Genomic DNA, 23,391 nt, shown 5'->3' on the forward strand with positions numbered 1-23,391 from the left:
AGGGCCCTAACTGGCGATTGCAGGCAGGTTACTAATACGTGTCACCGGTGAACGGACGGTCGCAGAACCTACTGCTATGACTGGTGACGAGGGATCCACGGAGGCGACGGTACCAGCCGGCGAAGACAATCGGGTGTACGCTCACGTCCGCGAGACGATACTCACCGGCGTCGCGATCACCGTGCCCGTCGTGGTCACGATCTACGTCCTCTCCGTGGTCCTGGATTTCGTGGTCGAGGCGCTGGTCCCGGTGATCCAGGTGTTGCGCTGGCTGGGCGTCATCGAGGCCGTCGAGAGCGTCTACCTGGTCGGACTGCTGATCGACCTCGGCGTGTACTCGCACATCGTCGATTTCCTCACCGAACTCATCGCCGTCCTGGTGTTGCTGTCTGTCGTCCTGATCGTCGGGAGCGTCGGGAGCCACCGATACGGCGAGTTGCTCGTCGATCTCTTCGACTTCGTTATCGCCCGAATCCCGGCCGTGGGGACGGTCTACCAGAGCTTCCGTCGGATGAGCGACGTGATGGTCGGCAACGGCGGTGACGAGAATTTCCAGGACGTGAAACTGGTCGAGTGTTTCGGCGACGACGTGTACGTCCTGGGCTTTCAGACCAACAGATCGCTTCAGACGGTCGAAGCGGGCGTCGATCACGACGACATGGTCGCCATGTTCCTCCCGCTCGCGCCGAACCCGGTCACCGGCGGCTTCCTCACCTACATCCCCGAATCGAACCTCCACGACGTCGACATGACCGTCGAGGAGGCCGTCCGAAGCATCCTGACCAGCGGCGTCGCCTCCGGAGACGGCATGAACGATCCCAATACCCTGTCGCTGACCGACATTCAGGGCGTGCCGAACGTCGGTCCGATGTCGTCCGCCGACGGGGACGGCACCAAGAACTGATCGAGAGAGCGGTCGCTACGCGGGCGAGACGACCGCGCCGTTCGCGGCGATACCCGAGAGATCGGCGTCGGTGAACCGGTCGGCGATTTCGAGCGTCAGGTTCGCCTCAATGAACGCGGCGACGACGATGAGGGCCACTGCGAGCGTGAGGAGCCAACCGGCTTCGCGGAGGTCCCGGGTCGTGAGGAGGGCGTCCGTGCGCCCGCGGAGGTACTGGATCGACAGCCAGCCGAAACGGAGGCCGACGGCGGCGACGACGAGCAGCGCCGGAATCTCGACGAGGCCGTGAGGAACGATGAGCGCCGCGACGACGACCGGGGAGACCTGCTTGAGCGCGATGGCGACGATCGCGCCGATGACGAAGCCGTTCAGGACCAGCGACAGCACGGTCGCGGCCCCGAGCGAGACGGCCCCGAGGAACATGACGAACAAGGCGCCGAGGTTGTGGACGGCGAGCGAGACGGTGGTGAGCTCGACCGGCGTGAACGGGCTCTGTCCGGCAGTTCCAGGGGCTTGCAACCACGACGACGGGACCTGGCTCCCGAGCGCGAAGCCGACCAGCCCGCTCGCGAGCAGGAGCAGCGCCGCGACGGGGACGTACCGAGCGATCCAGCGGCGGTAGAGGCGTGCCGCCGGGGGCGGGCGAGGGACCATGTACGCCACTTGGCGGGCGACGACAAAAAGCGTCGATGGCTCTGTAGACAGGGGTCCGCCGGTGAAAAGTGGTGGCGCTCACTCCCGGCGAGTGACGACAGTCACCAGTAGCTAAATTTACGCCGCGCGTGTGCCGCCGGTATGGGCGTCGATCGGTGGAGCTATCGACCGGCAGGAAGCGTCCGAATCCGGGAGAAATCGACGGATGAGTAGCCACGACGAGCGGTCGCCACAGGCCGAACTCGGTCTCCTCGACGCGACGATGATCGGGATGGGCGCGATGATCGGAGCCGGGATCTTCGTCCTGACGGGGCTGGCGGCGGAGATCGCCGGCCCCGCCGCGCTCCTCGTGTTCGTCCTCAACGGCGTCGTCACCGCCTTCACCGGCCTCTCGTACGCCGAACTGGCGAGCGCGATTCCCAAGAGCGGCGGCGGGTACGCGTTCGTCCGCGAGGTGTTCGACGACTTCCAGTCGTTCCTGATGGGCTGGATGCTCTGGTTCGCGTACATGATCGCCGGCGCGCTGTACGCGCTGGGGTTCGCGCCGAACTTCCTCGAGTTGCTCCACGTCTACGGGGTCGTCGCGCCGCCGGATCAGGTCGGCGCGCTCGCGCTCCCGGCCGTCGACGCCGCCGTCCCGGCGGGACTGGCGCTCGCGTTCGTCGCCGTCGCGCTGTTCGTCGCCGTCAACGCCGTCTCGACGGCCGCGAGCGGGAGCATCGAGACGATCTTCACGGCGACGAAGGTCACGATACTCCTGGTGTTCGTCGCCTTCGGCGCGGTGTCGCCGATGTTCTCCACCGCCGAGTTCCAGCCCCTGTTCCCCGAGGAATCGGGCGCGTTCGCGATACTGCCCGCGATGGGGCTGACGTTCATCGCCTTCGAGGGGTACGACCTCATCACGACGGTCACGGAGGAGGTGAAGAACCCGCGCGAGAACATCCCGAAGGCCATCTTCGTCAGTCTCGGGGCGACCGTGCTCGTTTACGTGGCGGTCGTCACGGTCGCCATCGGCACCCTCGGGGCCCAGGGGTTGGCCGAGGCGGGCGAGGCCGGCATCGCACGCGCAGCCACAACGTTCATGCCGACGGGGCTGCCGGTCATCAAGAACGGCGGCGCGGTCATCGTCTTCGGGGCCGTGTTCTCGACCCTGACGGCGCTGAACGCCGTGGTCATCGCCTCCTCGCGCGTCGCGTTCTCGATGGGGCGCGAGGGACAGTTGCTCCCGTCGTTCGGCCAACTCCACCACCGCTTCGGGACGCCGTTCGCCGCCATCGTCGCGAGCGCCGTAGTGATGCTCGGGTCGGTGGTCCTGCCGACGAAGAGTGCCGGCAACATGTCGAGCCTGTTCTTCCTGCTCTCCTTCGTCGTCGTCAACGGGGCCGTGATCAAACTCCGTCGGGAGCGACCGGACATGAACCGACCCTACGAACTCCCGTACTACCCGATTCCGCCGCTGCTCGGGATCCTGCTGAATCTCGTCCTGACCGTCGTGCTGGTGGGCTATCTGGTCCGAACCGATCCGGTCGCACTGGTGCTCAGCGGCGGCTGGATCGCCCTCGGCGTGATCGCGTACTACGGGCTGGCGGCCGTTCGATCGGAACCGGGTACCGAGAGGGAACCGAGCGACAGTGCGGAGCTGCTTACCGAGGACGACTGACAATGACACAGAAACTCGACATAGTCATCGCGGGCGGCGGGCGCGTCGGCTCCCAGACGGCCGAACTGCTCGTCGACCGGGGCAACGACGTGACGATCATCGAACGGGACGAGGACGCGGTCGACGCCATCGCCGAGAAGTGGATGGCGACGGTCATTACCGGCGACGCGACGGACCCGAACATCCTCGAACAGGCGAGCATCGAGAGCGCGGACGTGATCGCCGCGCTCACCGGTGATACAGGGCTGAATCTCGCCATTTGCATGGCCGCGAAGGAACTGGCACCGGGCATTCGGACGGTGGCCAGAATCGACAGGGCGTCGGCGGAGAGCTACGCGCGGTTCGTCGACGCCGTCCTCTACCCCGAACGGGCCGGCGCGCGGCAGGCGGCGAACGAGATCGTCGGCAGCGACGTGCAGACGCTCGCAGACGTGACCAGCACGCTCGACATCATGGACATCCTCGTCGAAGAGGGCGCGCCCGCCGCCGGCAAACAGCTCGCGGACGTGCGATTCCCCGCGGGCACGTTGGTCATCTCCGGCGAGGACGGCGACCGCATCGCGCGCCCGGAGACCACGCTAGAGGCCGGGAAACGCTACATCGTCGCCGTCGAGCCGGACGTGGTCGACGAGGTGCTGAACCTGTTGCGGGGCTGAGCGGCGGCTCCCGTCAGCGCCGAGAATTTGACAGCCGCTCACACACCTGTCGAATATCCAAAAAATACTTAGTGGTCGTAATTATATCTCATTACACTATGTCCGAATCAGCCGAGTTCCCGGACTATCTGGACGTCGATTACACCGACGGCGAGGGCGAAGAGCCCGCCGAGTATCCCACGATCAACCACAAGATCGAGAAGGCGATCGAGGTCACGAAGACCGGCCTCGAAGAGTACGAGAACCCCGTGGTCATGTGGACCGGCGGGAAAGACTCGACGCTGACGCTGTACTTCGTCAAGGAGGTCGCGGACCGCTTCGACCTCGAGGTCCCCCCGGTCGTCTTCATCGACCACTACCAGCACTTCGACGAGCTCATCGACTTCGTCGAGCACTGGGCCGACGAGTGGGACCTCGACGTGATCTGGGCGCGCAACGAGGACGTGGGCGAGTACGTCGACGAGAACGGCCTCGAGCCGGGCGACGACATCCCCATCAGCGAACTCTCGGAACACAACCAGCACCACGTCCGCAACATCCTCGAGTACGAGGAGGACACGTTCCCGTTCCTGCTGGACACCTACGTCGGGAACCACCTGCTGAAGACGGTGGCGCTCAACGACGCCATCGAGGAGTACGACGTCGACGGGATCATCTCGGGTATCCGCTGGGACGAACAGGAGTCCCGCGCCGACGAGACGTTCTTCTCGCCGCGTCACGACCCCGACATCTACCCGCCCCACGACCGCGTCCAGACGATCCTCCAGTTCGCCGAGGCCGACGTGTGGGAGGCCTTCTGGAACTTCGTCGTCCCGGATACCGTCGAGGGCTATCCCGAAGAGGGCTACGTCCCGCAGGGCCAGGACGACCTCCCCGAGGGCATCGAGAAGGAGGACGTGCCGGTCTCGCCGAAGTACTTCGCCGGGTTCCGCTCGCTCGGCAGCGAGGTCAGCACCGACAAGTCCGCCGAGGAGCCCGCCTGGCTACAGGACATGGAGAACACGACCGAGCGCGCCGGCCGCGCCCAGGACAAAGAGGACCTGATGGAGCGCCTGCGCGACCTCGGCTACATGTAAGCTCGGCCGACTGACTGCAGTCCTTTTTTTTTTCGACGTGCCGGCCGAGAGGCCTCCCAGAGAACCGCTGACGAGAGCGGGCTCCGGTCGCAGTATTTGTAACATAAAATAATGTATTATTAGTTCGACACGAGTCGATGGGGCGAATTCGGCGTTCGTTCAATTCCTTCGAGGGAGCCATCTTTTCGCGAGTCCGCCCGTCACTCTGTCTTTCCACCGAACACGTCCGAGATCACCGGTGTGACTCGGATGAGTGTGACACTCACGCTACCGGTCGAAGCCGACTGTCTCCCGCAAATTCGACTCGGTCTGGGTGGGGAGGCAGCGCCTTGATTTCATACTCTCATTCGCCGATATTGGACCTAAGAGCCCGCTACACCCCGAATATTCACACATAGACAATTGTCGTATAAACATTTAGGTATTGTCGAATTGTACCGGCTGATGATGAACGCGACCCAGTACAAGTGTCCGAAGTGCGGCGAAGAACTGAGCTACGTAACGACGAAGCACAACGGCTGTTCGAACTGCGGCTTCGTCCCGCCCCACAGCGCCGAGTGAGCGCGCCGGCGTGAGCCGTAGGGTCGCTCTGTCCCGGCGACCCGTGGCGCTTGCCGTTCCGTCGCTCTGCCGCAGTGGCTCGGCGCCACCGCGGTGAACGCGCTCCGGCGACCACGTAGCCTGTCCCGAACCGCGATTCCGTGCACGCGGACCCCCCGCAGCCGGCGAGCCGTTCCGCTCCCGTCCGTCCGGCTTCGCCACCTATTTTCTCCGTCTCGCCGTAGGGTCGCCCATGTCGGACAGCCGAGACCGGGGGCTGCTCGCTGGCGTCGTCTTCGCCGTCCTGCTCGCGCAGGTCCTCCTCTACCCCGGCGTCGACCGCCTCGTGGGGGCGCTGGGGGCGTCGTCCGACCTGAACGCGAGCATGTGGTTCCTCGCCACAGAGTTCGGGGCGTTCGTCGTCTTCGCCGGCGTCTGGGGCGCACTCAGCGACGTGAGCGGGCGGCGGACGCCGTTCATCGCCGGCGGCGCGGCCGCCGGTGCGGTTCTCTACGCAGTCCTCGGATGGTTTGCCGGGGATATCCAGACGCCGTTTCTCCTGGTGCTCTCCGTCCGAACGCTCCAGGGCGCGGCCACCATCGCGGCGTTCTCGCTCTCGATGACGATGCTGATGGACCTCGGCGGCGGCCACGGCAAGAACATGGGCGCGGCGGGCATCGCCATCGGCTCGGGGACGGCCCTGGGCGCGCCCCTCGGCGGGCAGTTGTACGAGGTCGCGACGCCACTACCGCTGTATGCGGCGAGCGCCCTCCTGCTCGCGGTGGCCGGCCTCGCCCTGGTCGTCGAGGACCGCGCCCCCGACGGCGACGGGCGGACGCTCGCGGCCGCGCTCACCGGCCTCAGACGGACGCCGACGCTGTCGATCCCCTACGCCTTCGGGTTCGTCGACCGGATGACCGCCGGCTTCTTCGCGCTCGTCGGAACGCTGTACTTCCGCGAGACGTTCGGTCTCGGACCGGGCGAGACGGGCGTCATGCTGTCGCTCTTCTTCGCGCCCTTCGCCCTCCTGCAGTACCCCTTCGGGACGCTCTCGGACCGAATCGGTCGGACGGTCCCCATCGTCGTCGGGTCGCTGCTGTACGGCCTCGTCGTCATCGCCGTCGGACTGGCCCCCACGGTGACCACGGCCGGCGCGGGCATGGTCGCGACCGGGGTCATCGGCGCGCTGATGGCCCCGGCGACGATGGCGCTCGTCTCCGACCTCGCGGCGTCGACCGAGCGCGGCACGGCGATGGCGGGATTCAACGTCTTCGGGAGCGTCGGCTTCCTCGCCGGCATCCTCGTCGGCGGCGGCGTCGCGGGCGCGTTCGGCTACCTCCCCGCGTTCCTCGTCGCCGGAGGGACCGAAGTGGCTATCGCCGTCCTCGCCCTCCCGCGCCTGCTCGGCCTCGACGCGCCGGCCGAGGAGCCAGTCGAGGGCTGATACGGACTGCTGTCCGTCAGCATCGCACCAGCCGCCTGCAGTCGAGACGGTCGTCGAAATATCAATTGTCGCGAACGCCGGTTCGTTATTCTCTTGGGTGGCTGAAATAGCTGCTCGGTTCGTCTGCCATTGTTCATTTGCGGAGGTTCGTGACCTCCATCACAGTCTGAAGAATCTCAGTCTCGAAGTCGCTATCTGCGACGACAAGTTCGTCTCCCGTTGAGCGGGCTGTGGCCGCAATAAGCATATCAGCAGTTGCCAGTCGCCCCCCATCGGTCATTATTTCGTCTTGGAGGCGTGCGGCCTCGACCGCAATGGGTTCGTTCAGATCAAGTGTCTGCACATCCGAAAATTCTTGTCTGACGGCCAGCACGTCAGTTTCGCCGCTTCCAAGCCGCCCGTTGATATACTCGAAGGCGCAGATCGTGGACGTGTACCACGGGCGGCCATCATCGATATACTCGACAGCGCGCTCATCTCCTTGTTGGTAGGCGATAATCGCGGAGGTGTCGAGAAACATTACCGCTCGCGACCTTCTCGTACGATTTCCAGTGCTTCCTCAGCTTCTTCATCAGACAGTGTCCCTGGAGACATCCCGTCTCCGGTCGCTGCAACGATTCGGAGCAGAAATTCATCCCACGTCTCGTCTTCTCGTTTCGCCTCGTCGAGTCTGTTTTTCGTGTCGGTGTCTATTGGAATGGACGTACGGCTCATATGAATTTCTAGTGAATTTCTCGGTTATGAGTGTTTGCCCTGTACTGTCAAATAGCCGGTAGAGCTCCGTGAAGAGAAGCATCGTATTCACAACGACTGAGAGACGGCTACAGCAGGCCGTCAGATTACCGGGCCTCGCGGACGGTCTCCAGGGCATCGGGGTTCTCGATGCTGGACATGTCGCCGAGGTCCTCGTCCCGGTAGACCGCCTCGATGGCTCGGCGGATGATCTTCCCGGACTGGGTCTTGGGGAACTCGTCGACGAACAGCACCTCTCGGGGCCGGAACGGCTTGCCCAGTTCCTCGCCGACGGCCGCGCGGATGGACTCCCGGAGGTCGTCCGAAGGGTCGTAGTCGGGTTCGAGCACGACGTAGAGGACGACGGCGGTCCCGGTGGTGTCGTCCGGCGCGCCGACGGCTGCGGCCTGATTGACTGCGGCGTGTTCCATCGCCGCTCCTTCGACTTCCGCGGGACCGACCTTCCGCCCGGCGACGTTGAGCACGTCGTCGGCCCGCCCGTGGAGGAACCACAGGCCGTCAGCGTCCTTCTGGGCCCAGTCGCCGTGGTCCCACACGTCGTCCCACGTCGACCAGTACTCCGCCAGATAGCGCTCGTCGCCGCTCCACAGCGACTTCGTCATCGACGGGCAGGAGTCCCGCGCGACGAGGTAGCCCCGCTCGCGGGCGTCGGCGACGGAGTTCCCCTCGGCGTCGACGATGTCCACGGCCATCCCGAGGCCGGGCCCGCCGAGCGTGCAGGGCTTGAGCGACTGGATGGGCATCGGCATGAGAAAGCAACCCATGATCTCGGTCCCGCCGGAGATGTTGACGATCGGGCACTCGCCGCCCCCGACGTGCTCGTAGAACCACATCCAGCTCTCGGGATCCCAGGGCTCGCCGGTCGATCCGAGCAGGCGGAGACTGGAGAGGTCGTGGCCGTCGAGCCACTCGTCTCCCTTCTTGCGCAGCGCCCGAATCGCGGTCGGTGAGACGCCGAACGTCGTGATGTCGTGACGGTCGATCATCGACCAGAAGCGGTCCGGGTCGGGGTGGTCCGGCGCGCCCTCGTACATGAACACCGTGCCGCCGAAGGCGTGGTTCCCGAGCAGGGTCCACGGGCCCATCATCCAGCCGATGTCGCTCACCCAGAAGAAGCGGTCGCCGGGCTTGTGATCGAAGCCGAAGTGGATCTCCTTCGCCGCCTGCAGCAGCGACCCGGCGTGCGTGTGGACGATGCCTTTCGGTTTCCCCGTCGTCCCCGACGAGTACAGCAGCATCGACTCCTGGTCGCTGGGGAGTTCCTTCGCGGCGTACTCGTCGTCGGCCTCGCCGACGGTCTCGTCCCACCAGTCGTCGCGGCGCGTCCAGCGGATGGACTCGTCGGGGTCGTCAGCCAGTCCGAGGCGGTCGTAGACGACGGTGTGTTCGACCGGGACCTCGCCGAGTTCCTCGCCGGCCTGCTCGATGGCCTCGTCCGCGGTGCCTTTGAGGTGGACGCCGGACCCGCGCCGATAGAAGCCGTCGCCCGTGAACAGCACGGAGCACTCGGCGTCGGCGATGCGCGTCGCCGTCGCGTCCACGCCGAACCCGGAGAAGATGGGGACCGCGATCGCGCCGACCTTGAGACAGCCGTACAGTATCGACGCCACCTCGGGGACCATCGGCATGTAGAGGCCGACGGTGTCGCCGGTGTCGACGCCGACCGACTCCAGGTAGTTCGCCACCCGACTGGCCTGCCGGTCGAGGTCGTGATACGTGATCTGGCGCACGTCGCCGGGCTCGCCCTCCCAGATGAGCGCGACCGCGTTCCGGGTCCCGCTGTCGCGGCGCGCGTGGCGGTCGAGGACGTTGTGCGCGGCGTTGATCGTCCCGCCGGGGTACCAGTCGGTGAACTGCGGGCCCCGGCTGTCATCTCGAACGCGGTCGTACTCCTCGAAGAACTCGACGCCGAGGTACTCCGGCAGCAGGTCCCAGAACCACTCGACGCCGGAGGCCGGTTCGCCCGGCACGTCCGTCGTCGTCCGTTCGATCAGTTCCTCGTAGTCGTCGATGTCGTAGTCCTGCATGAACGCCCAGACGTTCGTGGACTCGACGAACTCCCGGGACGGTTCGTGGACGACGGTGTCCGCGTACTCGTGGTCGCTCATGGCCGCCCCTCCGCGTGGATTCGTGGGCACCTATCGCCGCATCTCCGCAGAGCGGTCGCGACTGGCCGGCCGCGTCTGTCAGCGTTGTCCATGTGTGTTCTTCTCACGCGTAGGTCTTTGTCATTCCGCCGTCGAACAGGAGGTCGCCGCCGTTGAGGTGACGGGCGTGTCGGGAGAACCCGAGGACGAAGAGGTTCGCCACGTCGATCGGGTCCATCATCTCCTTGACGCGGGACTGGCCGAGCATCACGTCGTCGATGACCTCGTCGACGCTGATGCCGCGCTGGTCGGCGGTGTCCGGAATCTGGTCGACGACGAGTGGCGTCTTGACGTAGCCGGTGCTGATCGAGAACGACCGGAGGCCGTCCCCACCCTCGGCGGCGATGGACTGCGTCAGGCCGCGCAGGCCGAATTTCGAGACGTTATATGCGACCTTGTCGGAGGTGACGTAGTGGCCGTGGACCGACGCCATGTTGCCGATCGCGCCGACGCCGTCGTCCGTCCCGCGGATATGCGGGATGACCCGCTTCGAGAGGGCGAGCGGGGCGCGGAGCATCACGTCGTGCATCTGGTCGTATTTCTCCATCGGGAAGTCCTCGATGGCGTCGATGTGCTGGAGACCGGCGACGTTCGCGAGATAGCGGACCGTGCCGTGGGAGGCGGCGACCTCGACGACGTCGTCGAGGTCCGCGTCGCTCGCGAGGTCGCCCGTCACCGTCTCGACCGCGCCGTCGAGACCGAGGTCGGCCGCGCGGTCCGCGACTTCGGCCAGTCCGTCTTCGTCGATGTCCGTCGCGACGGCCGTGGCCCCGTTTGCCGCCATCGCGAGCGCCGTCGCCCGACCGATGCCCGACGCGCCACCGGTCACGAGGCAGACGGTCTCGGTCGCGTAGTGGTCGTCCTCGACGAACAGGATCGACTCCTCGTCGACGGGCGGCACTTCGAGCCGTTCGTGGGAGTTACTGGATGCCATTCGGTACCACGTTGTGCGTACACACCCGAATAGCGTCGGGTTGACATGTATACCAAGCCCCCGCCTTGGCCGGCCTCCGTGCGCACCGCCCGGTCGAGTAGCAACGCCGGGTTCGCGACTGGTTTACGTGTAAACCTCTCGTTATTCCCCGGGTTGGACGGTAGCTTCACTCATCCCTGTCAACGCGACGCACGCCGCGACGCGGAGCGTCCGAGCGACGGGAGCGGAGATACCTATGAAACGAACGGAGCCAACGGAGCGCGACACTGGTGGAATCGGCAGACGGCGACTGCTCTCGGCGATCGGCGGCTCGGCCGTCGCCGCGGCCCTCGCGGGCTGTTCGACGCTGTTGAGCGACGGCGGCGGCCAGCAGTCCGGCGACGGCGGCGACTCCGGTGGTTCGATCCCCGAGGAGCCGATCCAGGCCGGGCTGTTGACCTTCACGAAAGGTGCCCCTGGGGTCCTCGGCATCCAGGCCCAGCGCGGGGCCGAACTGGCCGTCCAGCGGATCAACGAGGCCGGCGGGATCGGCGGGCAGCGCCGGATCGAACTCGACGTAGTCGACGAGGGATCGAACCCGCTCGACAGCTACAACCAGTTCATCGAGGAGGGCAAGGAGGTCACCTTCGGTCCCATCTCCAGCGGCACGCACAGCCAGATCGCGCCGGAGGTCGAGAAGAACGAGGTCGTCAACGTCGGGACGGACGGGACGGTGACGACGCTGTACGAGGAGACGGTCCCCGACCCGACGTACTCGTTTCGCTTCCAGAACTACGACATCATGGAGGTGGTGACGATGGCCCGGGAGGCCGTCGAGCGCATCGGCGCGGACGAGATCGAGACGGTGGCCGGCGTCAACCCCGGGTACTCCTTCGGCGAGGACGAGATGCGCGTGTTCAAGCAGGCGATCACCAAGCTGACCGGGGCGGAGGTCGTCTACGAGGGGTTCCCCGAACTCGGGGCCAGCGACATGTCGAACCACATCACGTCGATCAACAGCGAGCAGCCGGACGTGACCTTCTCCAGTCTGTGGGGCGGCGACGTGACCACGTTCGTCCGCCAGGCCAGCGCAAACGACATGTTCGACAACACGACCGTCTTCGGGACGACGCTGTACAGCGCCGCCGGCGACGTGCCCGCCGACGCGCTGGCCGGCACGGACATCTACTCCGGGTCGCGCAACTACTACTGGGGCCACCCCGCGCTGGGGAACTGGCAGCCCGGCCGCGAACTGTTCGACGCCGCGACCGCACAGGACGGCGTGACCGTCCCGACGGCCCACTACATGAGCGGCTACGGGGCGGTGACGGCCTGGGCGACCGCCGTCGAGAAGGCCATCGACCTCCTCGGGACCTACCCCAGCCAGGGTCAGATCGCACAGATGCTGGAGGGTCACGGCTTCTTCACGCCGGCCGGCTACCACAACATGGCCGAGGACCACCAGGGGTCGTCGAACTCCTTCGCCGGGGCGATGGTGTACGACGACGACCTCGGCGCGGCCAGGCTCGACGACGTGAACATCTATTCGGCGGCGGAGACCGCGCCCCCGCCCGGCGTCGCCGGCAGCGCGTGGTTAGACAGCTGGAGCAGCTGAAACCCACCAATGGCAGGCACACTTGAAACCGCGCTGGTCCAGACGCTCAACGGCGTCCAGTTCGGGTTCATCCTGTTCATGATCGCCTCGGGGCTGACCGTCATCCTCGGCATCCTCGACGTGCTGAACCTGGCCCACGGGGAGCTGTTCTCCATCGGCGCGTACGCCGGCATCGGCGTGTTCGGCTTCGTCATCGGCGTCGTCGGCCCGCCCAGCGGCGTCCTCGGCGGGGTCGTGTTCGTCCTCGCGGTCCTCGTCTCGGTGCTGCTGACCGCGGCCCTCCTGTTGCCCGTCGGCACGGTGTTCGAGGCGCTGTTCCTCCGGGCGATCTACGACCGCGACCAGGTGTACCAACTGGTGTTGACCTTCGCGCTGCTGTTGATCCTGCTCGACGTGAAGAAGTTCGTCTGGGGGAACACCTCCCTGCGGACCGACGCCGTCTACAGCGCCATCAACAGCATCCCGACGAGCGAACTGGTCGGGCTGAACTACCCGACGTACAACGTCTTCGTCATCCTCGTCGGCATCGCCGTCGTCGCCGGCCTGTTCTGGTTCTTCGACCGCACGAAGACCGGGCGCATCGTCCGGGCGACGGCCATCGACCGCGAGATGGCGACGGCCATCGGCGTCAGCACCGACCGGGTGTTCACGCTCGTGTTCGCGCTCGGGGCCTTCCTCGCGGGCTTCGCCGGCGCGATGGCCGTCCCGCCGACGGCGGCCACGCTCGGCATGGGGACCAACCCGCTCGTCCTCTCGTTCGTCGTCATCGTCATCGGCGGCCTCGGCAGCCTCCGCGGGGCGTTCGTCGGCGCGCTGCTCGTCGGCGTCATCCGGTCGTGGATGATCACGCTGTACCCGCCCGGCGAGATCGCGGCCCCGTTCGCCATCATGGCGCTCATCCTGCTCGTCAAGCCCGAGGGCCTGTTCGGAACGTGGGGTGAGACGGCGTGATGCCCGAACGCGTCGAGACGGACGGGGAGACCCGCTACCGCTTCCTCGGCGTCGAAGCGACCCGCCGGGAGGCGGTCGCGCTGGCGCTCGGCGTCGTCGCGCTGTTCGCGATTCCGGACGTGACGAGGCTCTCCGACAGCCTCCAACTCAGCGTCATCCATCAGGGGCTGCTCTTCGGCTTCGCGGCGGTCGGGCTGAACCTGCTCCTCCGCCACACGAAGCTCACGTCGTTCGGGCACGCGGCGTTCTTCGGGACCGGGGCGTACGCGACGGCGGTGCTCGCGAAGTACGCAGGCCTCCAGAGCGTCGGCCTCCTGTTGCTCGGTGCCATCGCCGCGGCGACGGTGATGGCGGCGCTCGTCGGCGCGCTGTCGCTTCGCCACACCGGTCTGTACTTCGCCCTGCTGACGCTCGCGTTCGGCCAACTGCTGTACGCCATCGCGCTCGGGCAGAGCGCCCTCGGCGGTAGCGACGGGATGCCGATTCGGCCGGGTCCGGCGAACCAGCCGCTCCTGCTCGGCACGACCTTCGAGCCGGCGGTGTACCAGATACTGACGTACTACCTGACCGTCGTGGTCATCCTCGTCGGGCTGTTCGTGATGTACCGCATCACCCAGTCGCCGTTCCGGAACGCGCTCGACGCCATCGGGCAGGAGCGGACCCGAGCGCGGTTCATCGGCCTGCCGGTCCGCCGGTACGTCTGGGCGGCGTTCGTCATCTCCGGCGTCTACGGTGGCGTCGCGGGCGGCCTGTACGCCGTCGTCCGCCAGTACGTCCGCCCGGAGGGGACGCTGTTCTTCCTCCGATCCGGTGACATCCTGTTCATGGCGATCCTGGGCGGCTTCCGGACGCTGGTCGGGCCGCTCATCGGCGGTGTCGTCCTGATCTTCCTGCAGGACGTGGGCCAGGACGTGACCCAGTACTACGAGTTCCTGACCGGCGTCGTCCTGCTGGTCCTCGTCTACGGGTTCCCGCGGGGCATCGTCGGCTCGCTCAGGTCGGGCGGCGTCGTCAGCACCCGGCTGAGACAGCTCCGTCGGGAGCCCTCGGCCGTCGCCGACTGGGCGCGGTCCGCGGGACGGACGGCGGAACGGAAGGCGGTCGAATCGCTGTCGAGTCTGCGAATCATCCTCTTCGGAGTGGACTGACATGCTCGAAGCACGCAATTTGCACAAGTCGTTCGGCGAACTGGTCGCGACAGACGACGTGAGCCTGGAGTTCGGGCAGGAAGACGGCGAACTCGTCTTCATCGTCGGTCCGAACGGGGCGGGCAAGACGACGTTCATCAATCTCCTGACCGGCTTCCTCTCGCCGGACGAGGGCTCCATCGTCCTCGACGGCGACGACATCACGGCGATGTCGGCCGACGAACGGGTCGACGCCGGCATCGCCCGGAGCTTCCAGGTCGTCAAGGTGTTCGAGGAGATGACCGTCCGCGAGAACCTCCGGACGGTGGTGCTCACCGAGCGGGGCAAGACGTGGAGCCTCTTCTCGATGGCCGACGGCCACGCCGACGTGGAGCGGACCGTCGACGACCTGCTGTCGAAGTTCCGCCTGGACGACGCCGCCAACACCGTCGCCGAGGAACTGCCCCACGGCGACCGGAAACTGCTCGACGTGGCGATGTCGTTCGGGCTCGACCCCGACTACCTCCTGCTCGACGAGCCCACCTCGGGCGTCTCGACCCGCGAGAAGGAGTACGTCATCGAGACGGTCGTCGAGGTCGGACGGGAGGCGGGCGTCACGACGGTCACCATCGAGCACGACATGGACATCGTCACCGAGTACGCCGACCGCGTCGTCGCCCTCCATCAGGGGGCCGTCCACGGCGTCGGCCCGCCGACGATGCTCGAGACCGACGACGAACTCAGACGGCTCCTCCTCGGGGTGGGCGAATGAGCGCCGACACCCTGCTGTCGGTCCGCGGGCTGAACGCCGCCGTCGAGGGGTTCCGGGTGACCGAGGACGTCGACCTCGACGTGAACGCCGGCGAGGCGGTCGGCCTGGTCGGCCGCAACGGGGCCGGCAAGACGACCACCTTCCGGGGGATCATGGGCCTGACGCCCGTCTGGAGCGGCTCGGTCCGCTTCCGCGGCGAGGAACTGACCGACATCCGCTCGGAGCTCGTCCCGAAGCGCGGCATCGGCTACCAGCCCGAAGACCGGAAGCTCTTCACCGGCATGACCGTCGACGAGAACTTCCGGCTCCCAATCTGGACGAGCGGGTCCGCCCGCGGCATCGACGACGAGGACGGCGTGATCGAACAGGTCTACGACGTGCTGACCGAACTCGACGACCGCCGCGACGCCAAGGTCCAGAACCTGAGCGGGGGGCAGGCGAAGATGGTCGCCATCGGTCGAGCGCTGGCGCTCCAGCCCGACCTGCTCATCCTCGACGAACCGCTGGAGGGGCTGGCTCCCGTCGTCGTCGAGAACCTCAAGCGACACATCGAGGCGATCAACGACCGCGGAATCGCGGTGCTGATCGCGGAGTCGAACGTCACGCACGTCCCCGACGTGGTCGACCGGCTCTACGTCATCGAGCGCGGCGACGTGGTCGCGAGCGGCGACCCCGACGACCTGGCGTCGGACGAGGAGATACAGAAGCTGATGCAGGGGAGCGGGACGGAGTGACCGCGGCAGAGAAGTGCGGGAAGCCGGCAGCGAGAAGACAGTAGACGGCAGTGAGGAACCGACTGGCGCTCACTCGGTGACCTCGTTCATCGCCGTCGTGACGCGGTCGAGAATCTTCCGCTGCCCGCGCCGGAGATTCTTCGAGATGGCCATCTTCGAGACGTCGAACTCATCGGCCAGCGACGAGAGCGTGGCGTCCCGCGGCGTGTCGAAGTAGCCGCCCTCGACGGCGCGTTCCAGCGTCGCCCGTTCCACGTCCGAGAGCTCCCGACAGCCGTCGACCAGCCGCTTGGCCGAGTCGATGTTCTGCAGGAGGTCGTAGTAGTCCTCCAGGTCGACCGACTCGCGCGAGCGGACGGTGTAGTCGTTGTTGCGCTCCAGTTCCGAGAGCGTCCCCTCGGCGATCCGTTCTGTGTCGAACCCGACGTGCCATATCTCCGAGCCGTCGCGGATCCTGAACGGGCCGGTGATGTAGCCGCTGTTGTCGCGGATGACGTTCATCGCGTTCGTCTCCGCGATGCGCGACCGTATCAGCGCCATGTCGCCCTTCCGGCGGAGAAGCCGGTAGGACGCCATGTTGTCGTGGGCCGACAGCGCCTCCAGGCCGCAGTCGAGGGCCTCGCGGTCCGCGCCGCTGACCATGATGCGCGTCTCCAACTCCCGCTCGTCGGGGTAGAAGTCCCACTGCTTGGCGAGGAACGACACCTCGTGGTCCCGCGTCGTGTCGATGTACGGGCAGTCGTACTGTACCATGTCCATCTCGACAGATAACATGGCAAAACGTTCATGATGAATTGTAATAGCTATTTTCACTACGATGACTGATAGGTCCCCGCTGGGGCGACCAGCAAACCCTTTTGACCGGGGCCGGCCAACTTCAGGCCATGTACGTCCGGGATGCGAAAAACCGCGAGGAGGTCTGGCTGCTTGACCGCATCGAGGAGATGGGGCTCGACGAGACGGCCTTCAGGTCCCGGGACTACGTCGTCGCCATCGACGAGGAGAGCCACGAGAAGGCCGGATTCGGCCGCATCCGGATTCACAAGGGTGAGGACGAGACGGTCTGTGAGCTGACGAGCATCGGCGTTCTGCCCGAGTGGCGCGGCCAGGGCGTCGGCGCGCACGTCATCGAGCGACTGGTCGAGTACGCGGGCGACGAGGGGTTCGACGTCGTCTACTCGCTGACCAACGCCGCCGACTACCTCTCGCAGTTCGGCTTCGAGCGCATCGAGCCGGCACAGCTCCCCGAGGCGCTCCGGGACCGACTCGCGACCAAACAGGAGAACATCCAGCCGGACGCGGTCCCGCTCCGGGTGGCGGTCGACCGCTTCCGGGTGCCGACGCGGCACCGGAGGCGGTTCAAACGGGCCGCCGCCGAGGACGAGGAGGGCGAGCCCGAACCCGAGGAAGGCCCCGAGGACTTCGGTATCGACCCCGACGAGGCCACCTACAAGTACGACACCGGCGGCTGAGCGGCGGCGGGCAGTCCGGTCACCGGGCGTCGACGATCTCGACCTCGAACACCAGCGTCTTGCCGGACAGTTCGTGGTTGAAGTCCACCTCGACGGCGTCGTCGCTGACGGCGGTCACGTCGCCGTGGAGGCCGTTTTGCGCCTCGACGTGGAGGCCGACCTCGGGCGGCTTCCCCACCATTCCCTCGAACGTCTCCGGGTCGTACTCGCGGACGCGCTCGGGTTCGACCGCGCCGTAGGCCTTCTCTGGCGGGACCGTCACGGTGGCCTCCTCGCCGGCGTCCATGCCGACGACGGCCTCGTCGAGGCCCTCGATTATCTCGCCCGCTCCGACGGTGAACGACAGCGGCGCGTAGTCGGCCGCCTCGACGCCCTGTGCCTCCATCAGCCCGTGCTCTCGGGCCACCTCGGGCCGAGAAGTATCGAAGACGGACCCGTCCTCGAAGCGCCCGACGTACTCGATGGTGACGTCGTCGCCCGGTTCGATCGGCATACCCGAGTGTTCGCAGCCTGCCGTATAAACCCCGGTATCCGCGCGGAACGATCGCGACTGCGCGCGGCAGTGACGGGCCCTGCCGTCGATCCGCCCCGTCGTTCATTATAAATATCCAACAATTATAAGTGGCGACGGTCCGAGAGTGATTACGGAGTTGTCAATTATATGTCCATGGACGCTGTCGTGTACAAGGGACCGCACGAAGTGGCCGTCGAGGAAGTCGACGAACCGGAGATAGAGCATCCGAACGACGTGATAATCGACATCACGACGTCGTGCATCTGCGGCTCCGACCTCCACATGTACGAGGGACGGACGGCCGCCGAGCCGGGGATCGTATTCGGACACGAAAATATGGGGATCGTTACCGAGGTCGGCGATGCGGTCAGTGACCTCGAAGAGGGAGACCGCGTCGTCGCGCCGTTCAACGTGGCCTGTGGGTTCTGCGAGAACTGCGAGGACGGATACACAGGATTCTGTACGAACGTCAACCCGGGGTTCGCCGGCGGCGCGTACGGCTACGTCGCGATGGGACCGTACACCGGCGGGCAGGCGGAGCAGCTCCGCATCCCGTACGCGGACTTCAACGCGCTCAAACTTCCCGAGGGCGACGAGCACGAGGACGCTTTCGCCCTGCTCGCGGACATCTTCCCGACGGGGTGGCACGGCACGGAACTCGCGAACCTCGAAGCCGGTGACTCGGTCGCTATCTACGGGGCCGGTCCGGTCGGGCTGATGGCCGCCTACAGCGCGAAGATCAAGGGCGCGGCCGAGATCTACTCCATCGACCGGGTGCCGAGTCGACTGGACTTGGCCGAACAGCACTGCGACGCGACGCCGATCAACTTCGAGGAGGCTGATCCGGTCGAGCAGATCAAAGACGAGCACGGCGGCGGCGTCGACAAGGGCGTCGACGCGGTGGGCTACCAGGCCATCGACCCGGAGAAGGAGGCCGACGAGGCCTACGACCCGGCCCGCGAGAACCCCGCCGTGGTCCTCAACAACCTCATTCGGACGGTCAAGCCGACCGGGGAACTCGGGATTCCGGGGCTGTACGTCCCCGAAGACCCCGGCGCGCCAGACGAGATAGCGGCACAGGGACGGCTGGGTATCGACTTCGGACTCCTCTTCGAGAAGGGCCAGAAGCTCGGTACCGGCCAGTGTAACGTCAAGTCCTACAACCGCGAGCTCCGCGACCTCATCATCGAGGGACGGGCCGACCCGAGCTGGGTCGTCTCGCACCGCGTCTCACTGGAGGAGGCCCCGGAGATGTATCAGAAGTTCGACAACCGCGAGGAGGGCGTGACGAAGGTGCTCTTAGAGCCCTGACCGCGTCCCGCAAATTTTTTCGGCGGTAGCTATACCACCGCACCCGTCGTATCCCCGGGCATGTGCCAGTACTGTAGCTACCGGTTCCACGACGGGTGGGCGCAACTGCTGGAGTACGACGAGGTGTACCAGTCGACGACGGTGGGGGAGTCGGCGTCGACCTACGGCTTTCACGAGGACTGGGACGACCTGCGCGACGAGGTCGGCTACGGCGCGGACTGATCAGGCCTCACGGGGGAAGGGGTCCTCTTTGGCCGGGGGGTGCTCGTCGCCGTCGGTCGCCAGACAGTCGTCGAGTTCGGCGACGATTGCCTCGCGGTCCATCGACCGTCCGATGAAGACGAGGCGGGTCGAGGGCTCGTCTGAACCCCACTCGCCGATTGGACCGGCCTGGACGGCCGGGCCCGCCTGACTCACCCCGAGGACCTGGTCGGGGCGACTCGTCACCCACGCGAACCCCTTCGCTCGGACGACCGAGCCGCGCCAGTCGTCGAGCCAGGCGTCGAACCGGCCGGGATCGAAGGGGGCGTCGCGGCGGTAGACGAACGACTCGACGCCGTGTGCGGCCGCCGCACCCTGTTCGTGATCGTCGTGCTCGTGGTCGCCGTCAGCGGATCCCGCCAGCGTTCGCTTCCATCCTTGCTGTCGTTTCGCCGTCTCGAAGTCGAACAGCCCGGTTCCGAGGACCTCGTCGGGGTCGACCTCACTGTAGGTGGTCCGGTGGATTCGCGCCCGCGGCTGGAGTTCCCGAATCGCGGCCTCGACCGCACTCAGCGCCTCGTCGGGGACCATGTCGCACTTGTTCAACAGGAGCACGTCGCAGAACTCGATCTGGTCCACCAGCACCGACGTGAGCGGCCGCTCGGGGTCCGGTGCGGCATCGGGCAGCGACGTCTCGGGGTCGAAGGCCTTCCAGAAGCCGTAGGCGTCGACCACGGACACCGTCGTATCCAGCCTGAAGCGGTCGGGGAGGGTCCCGGCGTCCGTCCCCTCCGTGAGCGTGCGGGCGATGGGGATCGGTTCGCTGATCCCCGACGCCTCGACGACGAGGTAGTCGAACGACCGCTCCGCGGCGAGGCGTGTCAGTTCCGTGACGAGGTCGTCCTGGAGCCGACAGCAGATGCACCCGTTCGAGAGGTCCACGACGCCCTCCTCGCTCTCTTCCGCGAGCAGTTCCGCGTCGACGTTGATCTCCCCCATATCGTTGACGACGACGGCGATTCGCCTGTCGCCGGGGTCCTCGAGGAGTCGGTTGACGAGCGTGGTCTTGCCTGCGCCGAGGGGCCCGCTGACGACGGTTATCGGAACGTCGGTCCGTGACTCAGCTGACATTTGTATGCTACCACGGCACACGACACCATCAAACTACGTGGAGATCGGCGCCCACACGTCGCGACGACACGGTCCTCTGAACGCCGCCCTACCGCGCCGTGATTAACAACCGTGAAGGATTTGCGAACGCTTAAGCCACCGCCCTCCGACGGTTCCCCCATGTTCGACCCCGACGAGCTGGACCAAATTCGCGAGGGGAAGGCTCAGTGGGAGGAAGAGGACGTCCAGCCGACCGTCGACCGCTTCGGCGAGCGCAAGGAAACGTTCACGACGGATACGGAAGGCCACGAGGTAGACCGCCTGTACACGCCCGCCGACGTGTCGGACCTCGATTACGAGGAGGATCTTGGGTTCCCCGGCCAGGAGCCCTACACCCGCGGCGTGTATCCGACGGGCTACCGCGGCCGCCTCTGGACGATGCGCCAGTACGCCGGGATGGGGACCGCCGAGGAGACCAACGAGCGGTTCAATTACCTGCTCGACCAGGGTCAGACCGGGCTCTCGATGGCGTTCGACCTCCCGACGCAGATGGGCTACGACTCCGACCACGCGATGGCCGCCGGCGAGGTCGGCAAGACCGGCGTCGCCATCGACTCGCTGGACGACATGGAGACGGTCTTCGACGGCATCCCGCTGGACGAAGTCTCGACGAGCATGACCATCAACGCGCCCGCCTCCGTCCTGCTCGCGATGTACATCGCCGTCGGCGACCGGCAGGGCGTCGACCGCGAGGAACTGCGCGGGACCATCCAGAACGACGTGCTCAAGGAGTACATCGCACGCAACACGTTCATCTACCCGCCGGAGCCGTCGATGCGACTCATCACCGACATCTTCGAGTTCTGCGCCGCCGAGACGCCGAAGTTCAACACCATCTCCATCTCGGGCTATCACATCCGCGAGGCCGGGTCGACCGCCGCCCAGGAGATCGCGTTCACGCTCGGCGACGGTATCGAGTACGTCCAGGCGGCCATCGAGGCGGGGCTGGACGTGGACGAGTTCGCGCCGCAGCTCTCCTTCTTCTTCGCCTCCTACAACAACATCCTCGAAGAGGTGGCGAAGTTCCGGGCGGCGCGCCGCCTCTGGGCGAAGATCATGGAGGAGCGCTTCGACGCCGAGAACCCCAAGTCCAAGCAACTGAAGTTCCACACCCAGACCGCCGGGTCGACGCTGACCGCCCAGCAGATCGAGAACAACGTCGTCCGCGTCGCCTATCAGGCGCTCGCGGCCGTCCTCGGGGGAACCCAGAGCCTCCACACCAACGGGAAAGACGAGGCCATCGGCCTGCCGACCGAGGAGTCCGTGCGGACGGCCCTGCGGACCCAGCAGATCCTCGCCCACGAGTCCGGCGCGGCGGACACGATCGATCCGCTGGCCGGGAGCTACTACGTCGAGTCGCTGACCGACGAACTCGAAGCCGAGGCCCGCTCGCTCATCGAGGAGGTCGACGAGCGCGGCGGAATGCGCCGGTCGATCGAGGAACAGTGGGTCCAGCGTCAGATCCAGGACGTTGCCTTCGAGCGCCAGCGCGAGCAGGAGGCGGGCGAGCGCGTCATCGTCGGCGTCAACGAGTACCAGGTCGAAGAGGAGGGCGAACAGGACATCGAGGAGGTCGACGAGGCCGTCGAGCAGGCCCAGCAGGAGAACGTCGCGGCCGTCCGCGAGGACCGCGACGACGAGGAAGTCGAGGCGAAACTCGACGCGCTCCGCCGCGCCGCCGAGCGCGACGAGAACGTCATGCCCTACATCATCGACGCCGTCAAGGTCTACGCGACCACCGGTGAGGTCTGTGACGTCTTCCGGGACGTGTTCGGCGAGTACCAGCCCGGCTCGTCGCTGTGAGGCCGCTTTCGAATCCGAAGTGAGACGCCGTTCTGGCCTTCGTTTCCCAGTGACAATCGGCATGAACGATGGACGAGTAGTTTCGAGTATGGTTCGCTACCGTGACCGGGAGGGGTCGTCGTGAGCGCACAGTCGTCCGACCGCCGGCTCGTCGTGGTCCTGCTCGCACTCCTCGGCGCGCTCGTCGTGCTGCCGCTCCTCGCGATGGGACTCGGCATGCTGGGCGGTGGGATGTACGGCGGGGGCATGTGGGGCGGCGGCCACATGTGGGACGGCCAGATGGGGCCCGGCGGCGGGACCGCTTCGGGCTGGATGTTCCTGGTCGGCGTCCTGATGCAGGTGCTGTTCCTCGCCGTCCTCGTCGGCGTGGGATACCTCCTCTACAGAGGCGTGACCGGGGCCGCGAACGGCGGCCGCGACGACGCGATCGCGGAATTGCGTCGGGCCTACGCGAGAGGGGAACTAGACGACGAGGAGTTCGAGCGGCGGCGCGAGCGACTGGAGCGAGAGTAGGGACCACCACCGACGCTGTCACAGAGTTATATACCGCACGGTCGAAGCCTCCCGATATGCGCTTCGACCACGCCGGCATCGCCACCGACGACGCCGATCCGCTCGCGGAACTGTTCGCCGAAGCCTTCGGGACCCCGGTCGCCCACGAGGAGACCTTCGACGGCCTCCGGGTGACGTTTCTGGACATGGGGAACGGCTACTTCGAACTGCTGGAGCCCGTGCCAGATGCGGAGGGAGCCATCCCCCGCTACCTCGATTCGAACGGCCCCGGCATCCACCACGTCGCACTAGAGACCGACGACATCGAACGGGCGCTAGAGACCGTCAGGGACTGTGGCATCGATCTGATCGACGAGGAACCGCGCCCCGGCGCGTGGGGCCACGACGTGGCGTTCCTCCATCCGAAGTCGACCGGCGGCGTGCTCGTCGAACTGGTCGAGCACTGACGGAGGAGTCGGACA

At 66.4% G+C, this 23,391-nt stretch carries 24 protein-coding genes; 16 read left to right on the forward strand and 8 right to left on the reverse strand.

Translation table 11 applies throughout. The features are described from left to right. Nucleotides 1-76 precede the first annotated feature (76 nt). Entirely contained in the window at nucleotides 77-904 is an 828-nt protein-coding gene (locus GM656_RS01735) for a DUF502 domain-containing protein (RefSeq protein WP_162411926.1), read from the forward strand. A 15-nt stretch (nucleotides 905-919) separates the two neighbouring features. On the opposite strand, the gene GM656_RS01740 is transcribed toward GM656_RS01735, so the two are convergent. Continuing rightward, on the reverse strand, nucleotides 920-1,558 hold the full coding sequence (locus tag GM656_RS01740; protein ID WP_162411927.1) for a stage II sporulation protein M: 639 nt from the start codon (nucleotides 1,556-1,558) through the stop codon (nucleotides 920-922). Between the two features lie 205 nt (nucleotides 1,559-1,763). Between GM656_RS01740 and GM656_RS01745 the strand changes: the two genes are divergently transcribed. The 4 genes from GM656_RS01745 (at nucleotide 1,764) to GM656_RS01760 (ending at nucleotide 6,934) form a co-directional block, all read left to right on the forward strand. Further along, entirely contained in the window at nucleotides 1,764-3,218 is a 1,455-nt protein-coding gene (locus GM656_RS01745) for an APC family permease (protein ID WP_162411928.1), read from the forward strand. 2 nt (nucleotides 3,219-3,220) lie between these two features. After that, nucleotides 3,221-3,874, forward strand: coding sequence for a potassium channel family protein (locus GM656_RS01750; RefSeq protein ID WP_162411929.1), 654 nt, complete (start codon nucleotides 3,221-3,223; stop codon nucleotides 3,872-3,874). A gap of 98 nt (nucleotides 3,875-3,972) precedes the next feature. Continuing rightward, a complete protein-coding gene (locus GM656_RS01755; protein ID WP_162411930.1) occupies nucleotides 3,973-4,950 on the forward strand; it encodes a phosphoadenosine phosphosulfate reductase family protein in 978 nt (325 codons plus the stop codon). 793 nt (nucleotides 4,951-5,743) lie between these two features. Further along, nucleotides 5,744-6,934, forward strand: a complete 1,191-nt coding sequence (locus tag GM656_RS01760; RefSeq protein ID WP_162411931.1) for an MFS transporter — start codon at nucleotides 5,744-5,746, stop codon at nucleotides 6,932-6,934. A 133-nt stretch (nucleotides 6,935-7,067) separates the two neighbouring features. Here GM656_RS01760 and GM656_RS01765 read toward each other — a convergent pair whose 3' ends face one another. The 4 genes from GM656_RS01765 to GM656_RS01780 form a co-directional block, all read right to left on the reverse strand. Continuing rightward, nucleotides 7,068-7,454, reverse strand: a complete 387-nt coding sequence (locus tag GM656_RS01765; RefSeq protein WP_162411932.1) for a PIN domain-containing protein — start codon at nucleotides 7,452-7,454, stop codon at nucleotides 7,068-7,070. Continuing rightward, nucleotides 7,454-7,648, reverse strand: coding sequence for a DUF7557 family protein (locus GM656_RS01770; protein WP_162411933.1), 195 nt, complete (start codon nucleotides 7,646-7,648; stop codon nucleotides 7,454-7,456). The genes GM656_RS01765 and GM656_RS01770 overlap by 1 nt, the downstream gene beginning before the upstream one ends. Nucleotides 7,649-7,773: 125 nt before the next feature. Further along, nucleotides 7,774-9,795 (reverse strand): AMP-binding protein, encoded by a 2,022-nt coding sequence (locus GM656_RS01775; RefSeq protein WP_162411934.1) that lies wholly within the window; start codon nucleotides 9,793-9,795, stop codon nucleotides 7,774-7,776. Between the two features lie 103 nt (nucleotides 9,796-9,898). Beyond that, on the reverse strand, nucleotides 9,899-10,768 hold the full coding sequence (locus tag GM656_RS01780; RefSeq protein ID WP_162411935.1) for an SDR family oxidoreductase: 870 nt from the start codon (nucleotides 10,766-10,768) through the stop codon (nucleotides 9,899-9,901). Nucleotides 10,769-11,003: 235 nt separating this feature from the next. Here GM656_RS01780 and GM656_RS01785 point away from each other — a divergent pair, with 235 nt between their 5' ends. The 5 genes from GM656_RS01785 to GM656_RS01805 are packed head-to-tail and all read left to right on the forward strand — an operon-like array spanning nucleotide 11,004 to nucleotide 15,946. Further along, nucleotides 11,004-12,362, forward strand: coding sequence for an ABC transporter substrate-binding protein (locus tag GM656_RS01785; RefSeq protein ID WP_162411936.1), 1,359 nt, complete (start codon nucleotides 11,004-11,006; stop codon nucleotides 12,360-12,362). A 9-nt stretch (nucleotides 12,363-12,371) separates the two neighbouring features. Continuing rightward, nucleotides 12,372-13,313, forward strand: coding sequence for a branched-chain amino acid ABC transporter permease (locus GM656_RS01790; RefSeq protein WP_162411937.1), 942 nt, complete (start codon nucleotides 12,372-12,374; stop codon nucleotides 13,311-13,313). Beyond that, nucleotides 13,313-14,461: a branched-chain amino acid ABC transporter permease gene (locus GM656_RS01795; RefSeq protein WP_162411938.1), complete on the forward strand. Its 1,149-nt coding sequence runs from the start codon at nucleotides 13,313-13,315 to the stop codon at nucleotides 14,459-14,461. The genes GM656_RS01790 and GM656_RS01795 overlap by 1 nt, the downstream gene beginning before the upstream one ends. 1 nt (nucleotide 14,462) lies before the next feature. Beyond that, on the forward strand, nucleotides 14,463-15,212 hold the full coding sequence (locus tag GM656_RS01800; RefSeq protein WP_162411939.1) for an ABC transporter ATP-binding protein: 750 nt from the start codon (nucleotides 14,463-14,465) through the stop codon (nucleotides 15,210-15,212). After that, nucleotides 15,209-15,946: a branched-chain amino acid ABC transporter ATP-binding protein gene (locus GM656_RS01805; RefSeq protein WP_162411940.1), complete on the forward strand. Its 738-nt coding sequence runs from the start codon at nucleotides 15,209-15,211 to the stop codon at nucleotides 15,944-15,946. Before GM656_RS01800 ends, GM656_RS01805 begins: the two co-directional genes overlap by 4 nt. A 69-nt stretch (nucleotides 15,947-16,015) precedes the next feature. On the opposite strand, the gene GM656_RS01810 is transcribed toward GM656_RS01805, so the two are convergent. Beyond that, nucleotides 16,016-16,720 (reverse strand): helix-turn-helix domain-containing protein, encoded by a 705-nt coding sequence (locus GM656_RS01810; RefSeq protein ID WP_162411941.1) that lies wholly within the window; start codon nucleotides 16,718-16,720, stop codon nucleotides 16,016-16,018. 110 nt (nucleotides 16,721-16,830) lie between these two features. On the opposite strand from GM656_RS01810, the gene GM656_RS01815 reads away from it, so the two are divergent. Continuing rightward, a complete protein-coding gene (locus GM656_RS01815; protein ID WP_162411942.1) occupies nucleotides 16,831-17,418 on the forward strand; it encodes a GNAT family N-acetyltransferase in 588 nt (195 codons plus the stop codon). 19 nt (nucleotides 17,419-17,437) lie between these two features. Here GM656_RS01815 and GM656_RS01820 read toward each other — a convergent pair whose 3' ends face one another. Continuing rightward, nucleotides 17,438-17,911 (reverse strand): FKBP-type peptidyl-prolyl cis-trans isomerase, encoded by a 474-nt coding sequence (locus GM656_RS01820; RefSeq protein WP_162411943.1) that lies wholly within the window; start codon nucleotides 17,909-17,911, stop codon nucleotides 17,438-17,440. A 174-nt stretch (nucleotides 17,912-18,085) separates the two neighbouring features. Between GM656_RS01820 and GM656_RS01825 the strand changes: the two genes are divergently transcribed. Next, nucleotides 18,086-19,243: a glutathione-independent formaldehyde dehydrogenase gene (locus GM656_RS01825; protein ID WP_162411944.1), complete on the forward strand. Its 1,158-nt coding sequence runs from the start codon at nucleotides 18,086-18,088 to the stop codon at nucleotides 19,241-19,243. A gap of 60 nt (nucleotides 19,244-19,303) precedes the next feature. Next, on the forward strand, nucleotides 19,304-19,465 hold the full coding sequence (locus GM656_RS18980; RefSeq protein ID WP_174242917.1) for a hypothetical protein: 162 nt from the start codon (nucleotides 19,304-19,306) through the stop codon (nucleotides 19,463-19,465). Here the strand turns inward: GM656_RS18980 and GM656_RS01830 are convergent, their stop codons facing one another. Continuing rightward, a complete protein-coding gene (locus tag GM656_RS01830) occupies nucleotides 19,466-20,575 on the reverse strand; it encodes a CobW family GTP-binding protein (protein ID WP_162411945.1) in 1,110 nt (369 codons plus the stop codon). It abuts the gene before it with no gap. 159 nt (nucleotides 20,576-20,734) lie between these two features. Between GM656_RS01830 and GM656_RS01835 the strand changes: the two genes are divergently transcribed. The 3 genes from GM656_RS01835 to mce all read left to right on the forward strand — a co-directional run bounded on the left by GM656_RS01835 (nucleotide 20,735) and on the right by mce (nucleotide 23,376). Beyond that, on the forward strand, nucleotides 20,735-22,417 hold the full coding sequence (locus GM656_RS01835) for an acyl-CoA mutase large subunit family protein (protein WP_162411946.1): 1,683 nt from the start codon (nucleotides 20,735-20,737) through the stop codon (nucleotides 22,415-22,417). Nucleotides 22,418-22,537: 120 nt separating this feature from the next. Then, entirely contained in the window at nucleotides 22,538-22,930 is a 393-nt protein-coding gene (locus GM656_RS01840) for an SHOCT domain-containing protein (protein WP_162411947.1), read from the forward strand. Between the two features lie 56 nt (nucleotides 22,931-22,986). Further along, complete coding sequence (gene mce, locus GM656_RS01845; protein ID WP_162411948.1) at nucleotides 22,987-23,376, forward strand: methylmalonyl-CoA epimerase; 390 nt, start codon at nucleotides 22,987-22,989, stop codon at nucleotides 23,374-23,376. The last annotated feature ends 15 nt before the right edge of the window (nucleotides 23,377-23,391 follow it).

Source organism: Haloarcula salina, from assembly GCF_010119195.1.
In the GTDB taxonomy this organism is placed as follows: domain Archaea; phylum Halobacteriota; class Halobacteria; order Halobacteriales; family Haloarculaceae; genus Haloarcula; species Haloarcula salina.

Coding starts and splice junctions, on each gene's coding strand:
- GM656_RS01735 (WP_162411926.1), top strand. CDS start 77: ATGACTGGTGACGAGGGATCCACGGAGGCGACGGTACCAGCCGGCGAA.
- GM656_RS01740 (WP_162411927.1), bottom strand. CDS start 1,558: ATGGTCCCTCGCCCGCCCCCGGCGGCACGCCTCTACCGCCGCTGGATC.
- GM656_RS01745 (WP_162411928.1), top strand. CDS start 1,764: ATGAGTAGCCACGACGAGCGGTCGCCACAGGCCGAACTCGGTCTCCTC.
- GM656_RS01750 (WP_162411929.1), top strand. CDS start 3,221: ATGACACAGAAACTCGACATAGTCATCGCGGGCGGCGGGCGCGTCGGC.
- GM656_RS01755 (WP_162411930.1), top strand. CDS start 3,973: ATGTCCGAATCAGCCGAGTTCCCGGACTATCTGGACGTCGATTACACC.
- GM656_RS01760 (WP_162411931.1), top strand. CDS start 5,744: ATGTCGGACAGCCGAGACCGGGGGCTGCTCGCTGGCGTCGTCTTCGCC.
- GM656_RS01765 (WP_162411932.1), bottom strand. CDS start 7,454: ATGTTTCTCGACACCTCCGCGATTATCGCCTACCAACAAGGAGATGAG.
- GM656_RS01770 (WP_162411933.1), bottom strand. CDS start 7,648: ATGAGCCGTACGTCCATTCCAATAGACACCGACACGAAAAACAGACTC.
- GM656_RS01775 (WP_162411934.1), bottom strand. CDS start 9,795: ATGAGCGACCACGAGTACGCGGACACCGTCGTCCACGAACCGTCCCGG.
- GM656_RS01780 (WP_162411935.1), bottom strand. CDS start 10,768: ATGGCATCCAGTAACTCCCACGAACGGCTCGAAGTGCCGCCCGTCGAC.
- GM656_RS01785 (WP_162411936.1), top strand. CDS start 11,004: ATGAAACGAACGGAGCCAACGGAGCGCGACACTGGTGGAATCGGCAGA.
- GM656_RS01790 (WP_162411937.1), top strand. CDS start 12,372: ATGGCAGGCACACTTGAAACCGCGCTGGTCCAGACGCTCAACGGCGTC.
- GM656_RS01795 (WP_162411938.1), top strand. CDS start 13,313: ATGCCCGAACGCGTCGAGACGGACGGGGAGACCCGCTACCGCTTCCTC.
- GM656_RS01800 (WP_162411939.1), top strand. CDS start 14,463: ATGCTCGAAGCACGCAATTTGCACAAGTCGTTCGGCGAACTGGTCGCG.
- GM656_RS01805 (WP_162411940.1), top strand. CDS start 15,209: ATGAGCGCCGACACCCTGCTGTCGGTCCGCGGGCTGAACGCCGCCGTC.
- GM656_RS01810 (WP_162411941.1), bottom strand. CDS start 16,720: ATGTTATCTGTCGAGATGGACATGGTACAGTACGACTGCCCGTACATC.
- GM656_RS01815 (WP_162411942.1), top strand. CDS start 16,831: ATGTACGTCCGGGATGCGAAAAACCGCGAGGAGGTCTGGCTGCTTGAC.
- GM656_RS01820 (WP_162411943.1), bottom strand. CDS start 17,911: ATGCCGATCGAACCGGGCGACGACGTCACCATCGAGTACGTCGGGCGC.
- GM656_RS01825 (WP_162411944.1), top strand. CDS start 18,086: ATGGACGCTGTCGTGTACAAGGGACCGCACGAAGTGGCCGTCGAGGAA.
- GM656_RS18980 (WP_174242917.1), top strand. CDS start 19,304: ATGTGCCAGTACTGTAGCTACCGGTTCCACGACGGGTGGGCGCAACTG.
- GM656_RS01830 (WP_162411945.1), bottom strand. CDS start 20,575: ATGTCAGCTGAGTCACGGACCGACGTTCCGATAACCGTCGTCAGCGGG.
- GM656_RS01835 (WP_162411946.1), top strand. CDS start 20,735: ATGTTCGACCCCGACGAGCTGGACCAAATTCGCGAGGGGAAGGCTCAG.
- mce (WP_162411948.1), top strand. CDS start 22,987: ATGCGCTTCGACCACGCCGGCATCGCCACCGACGACGCCGATCCGCTC.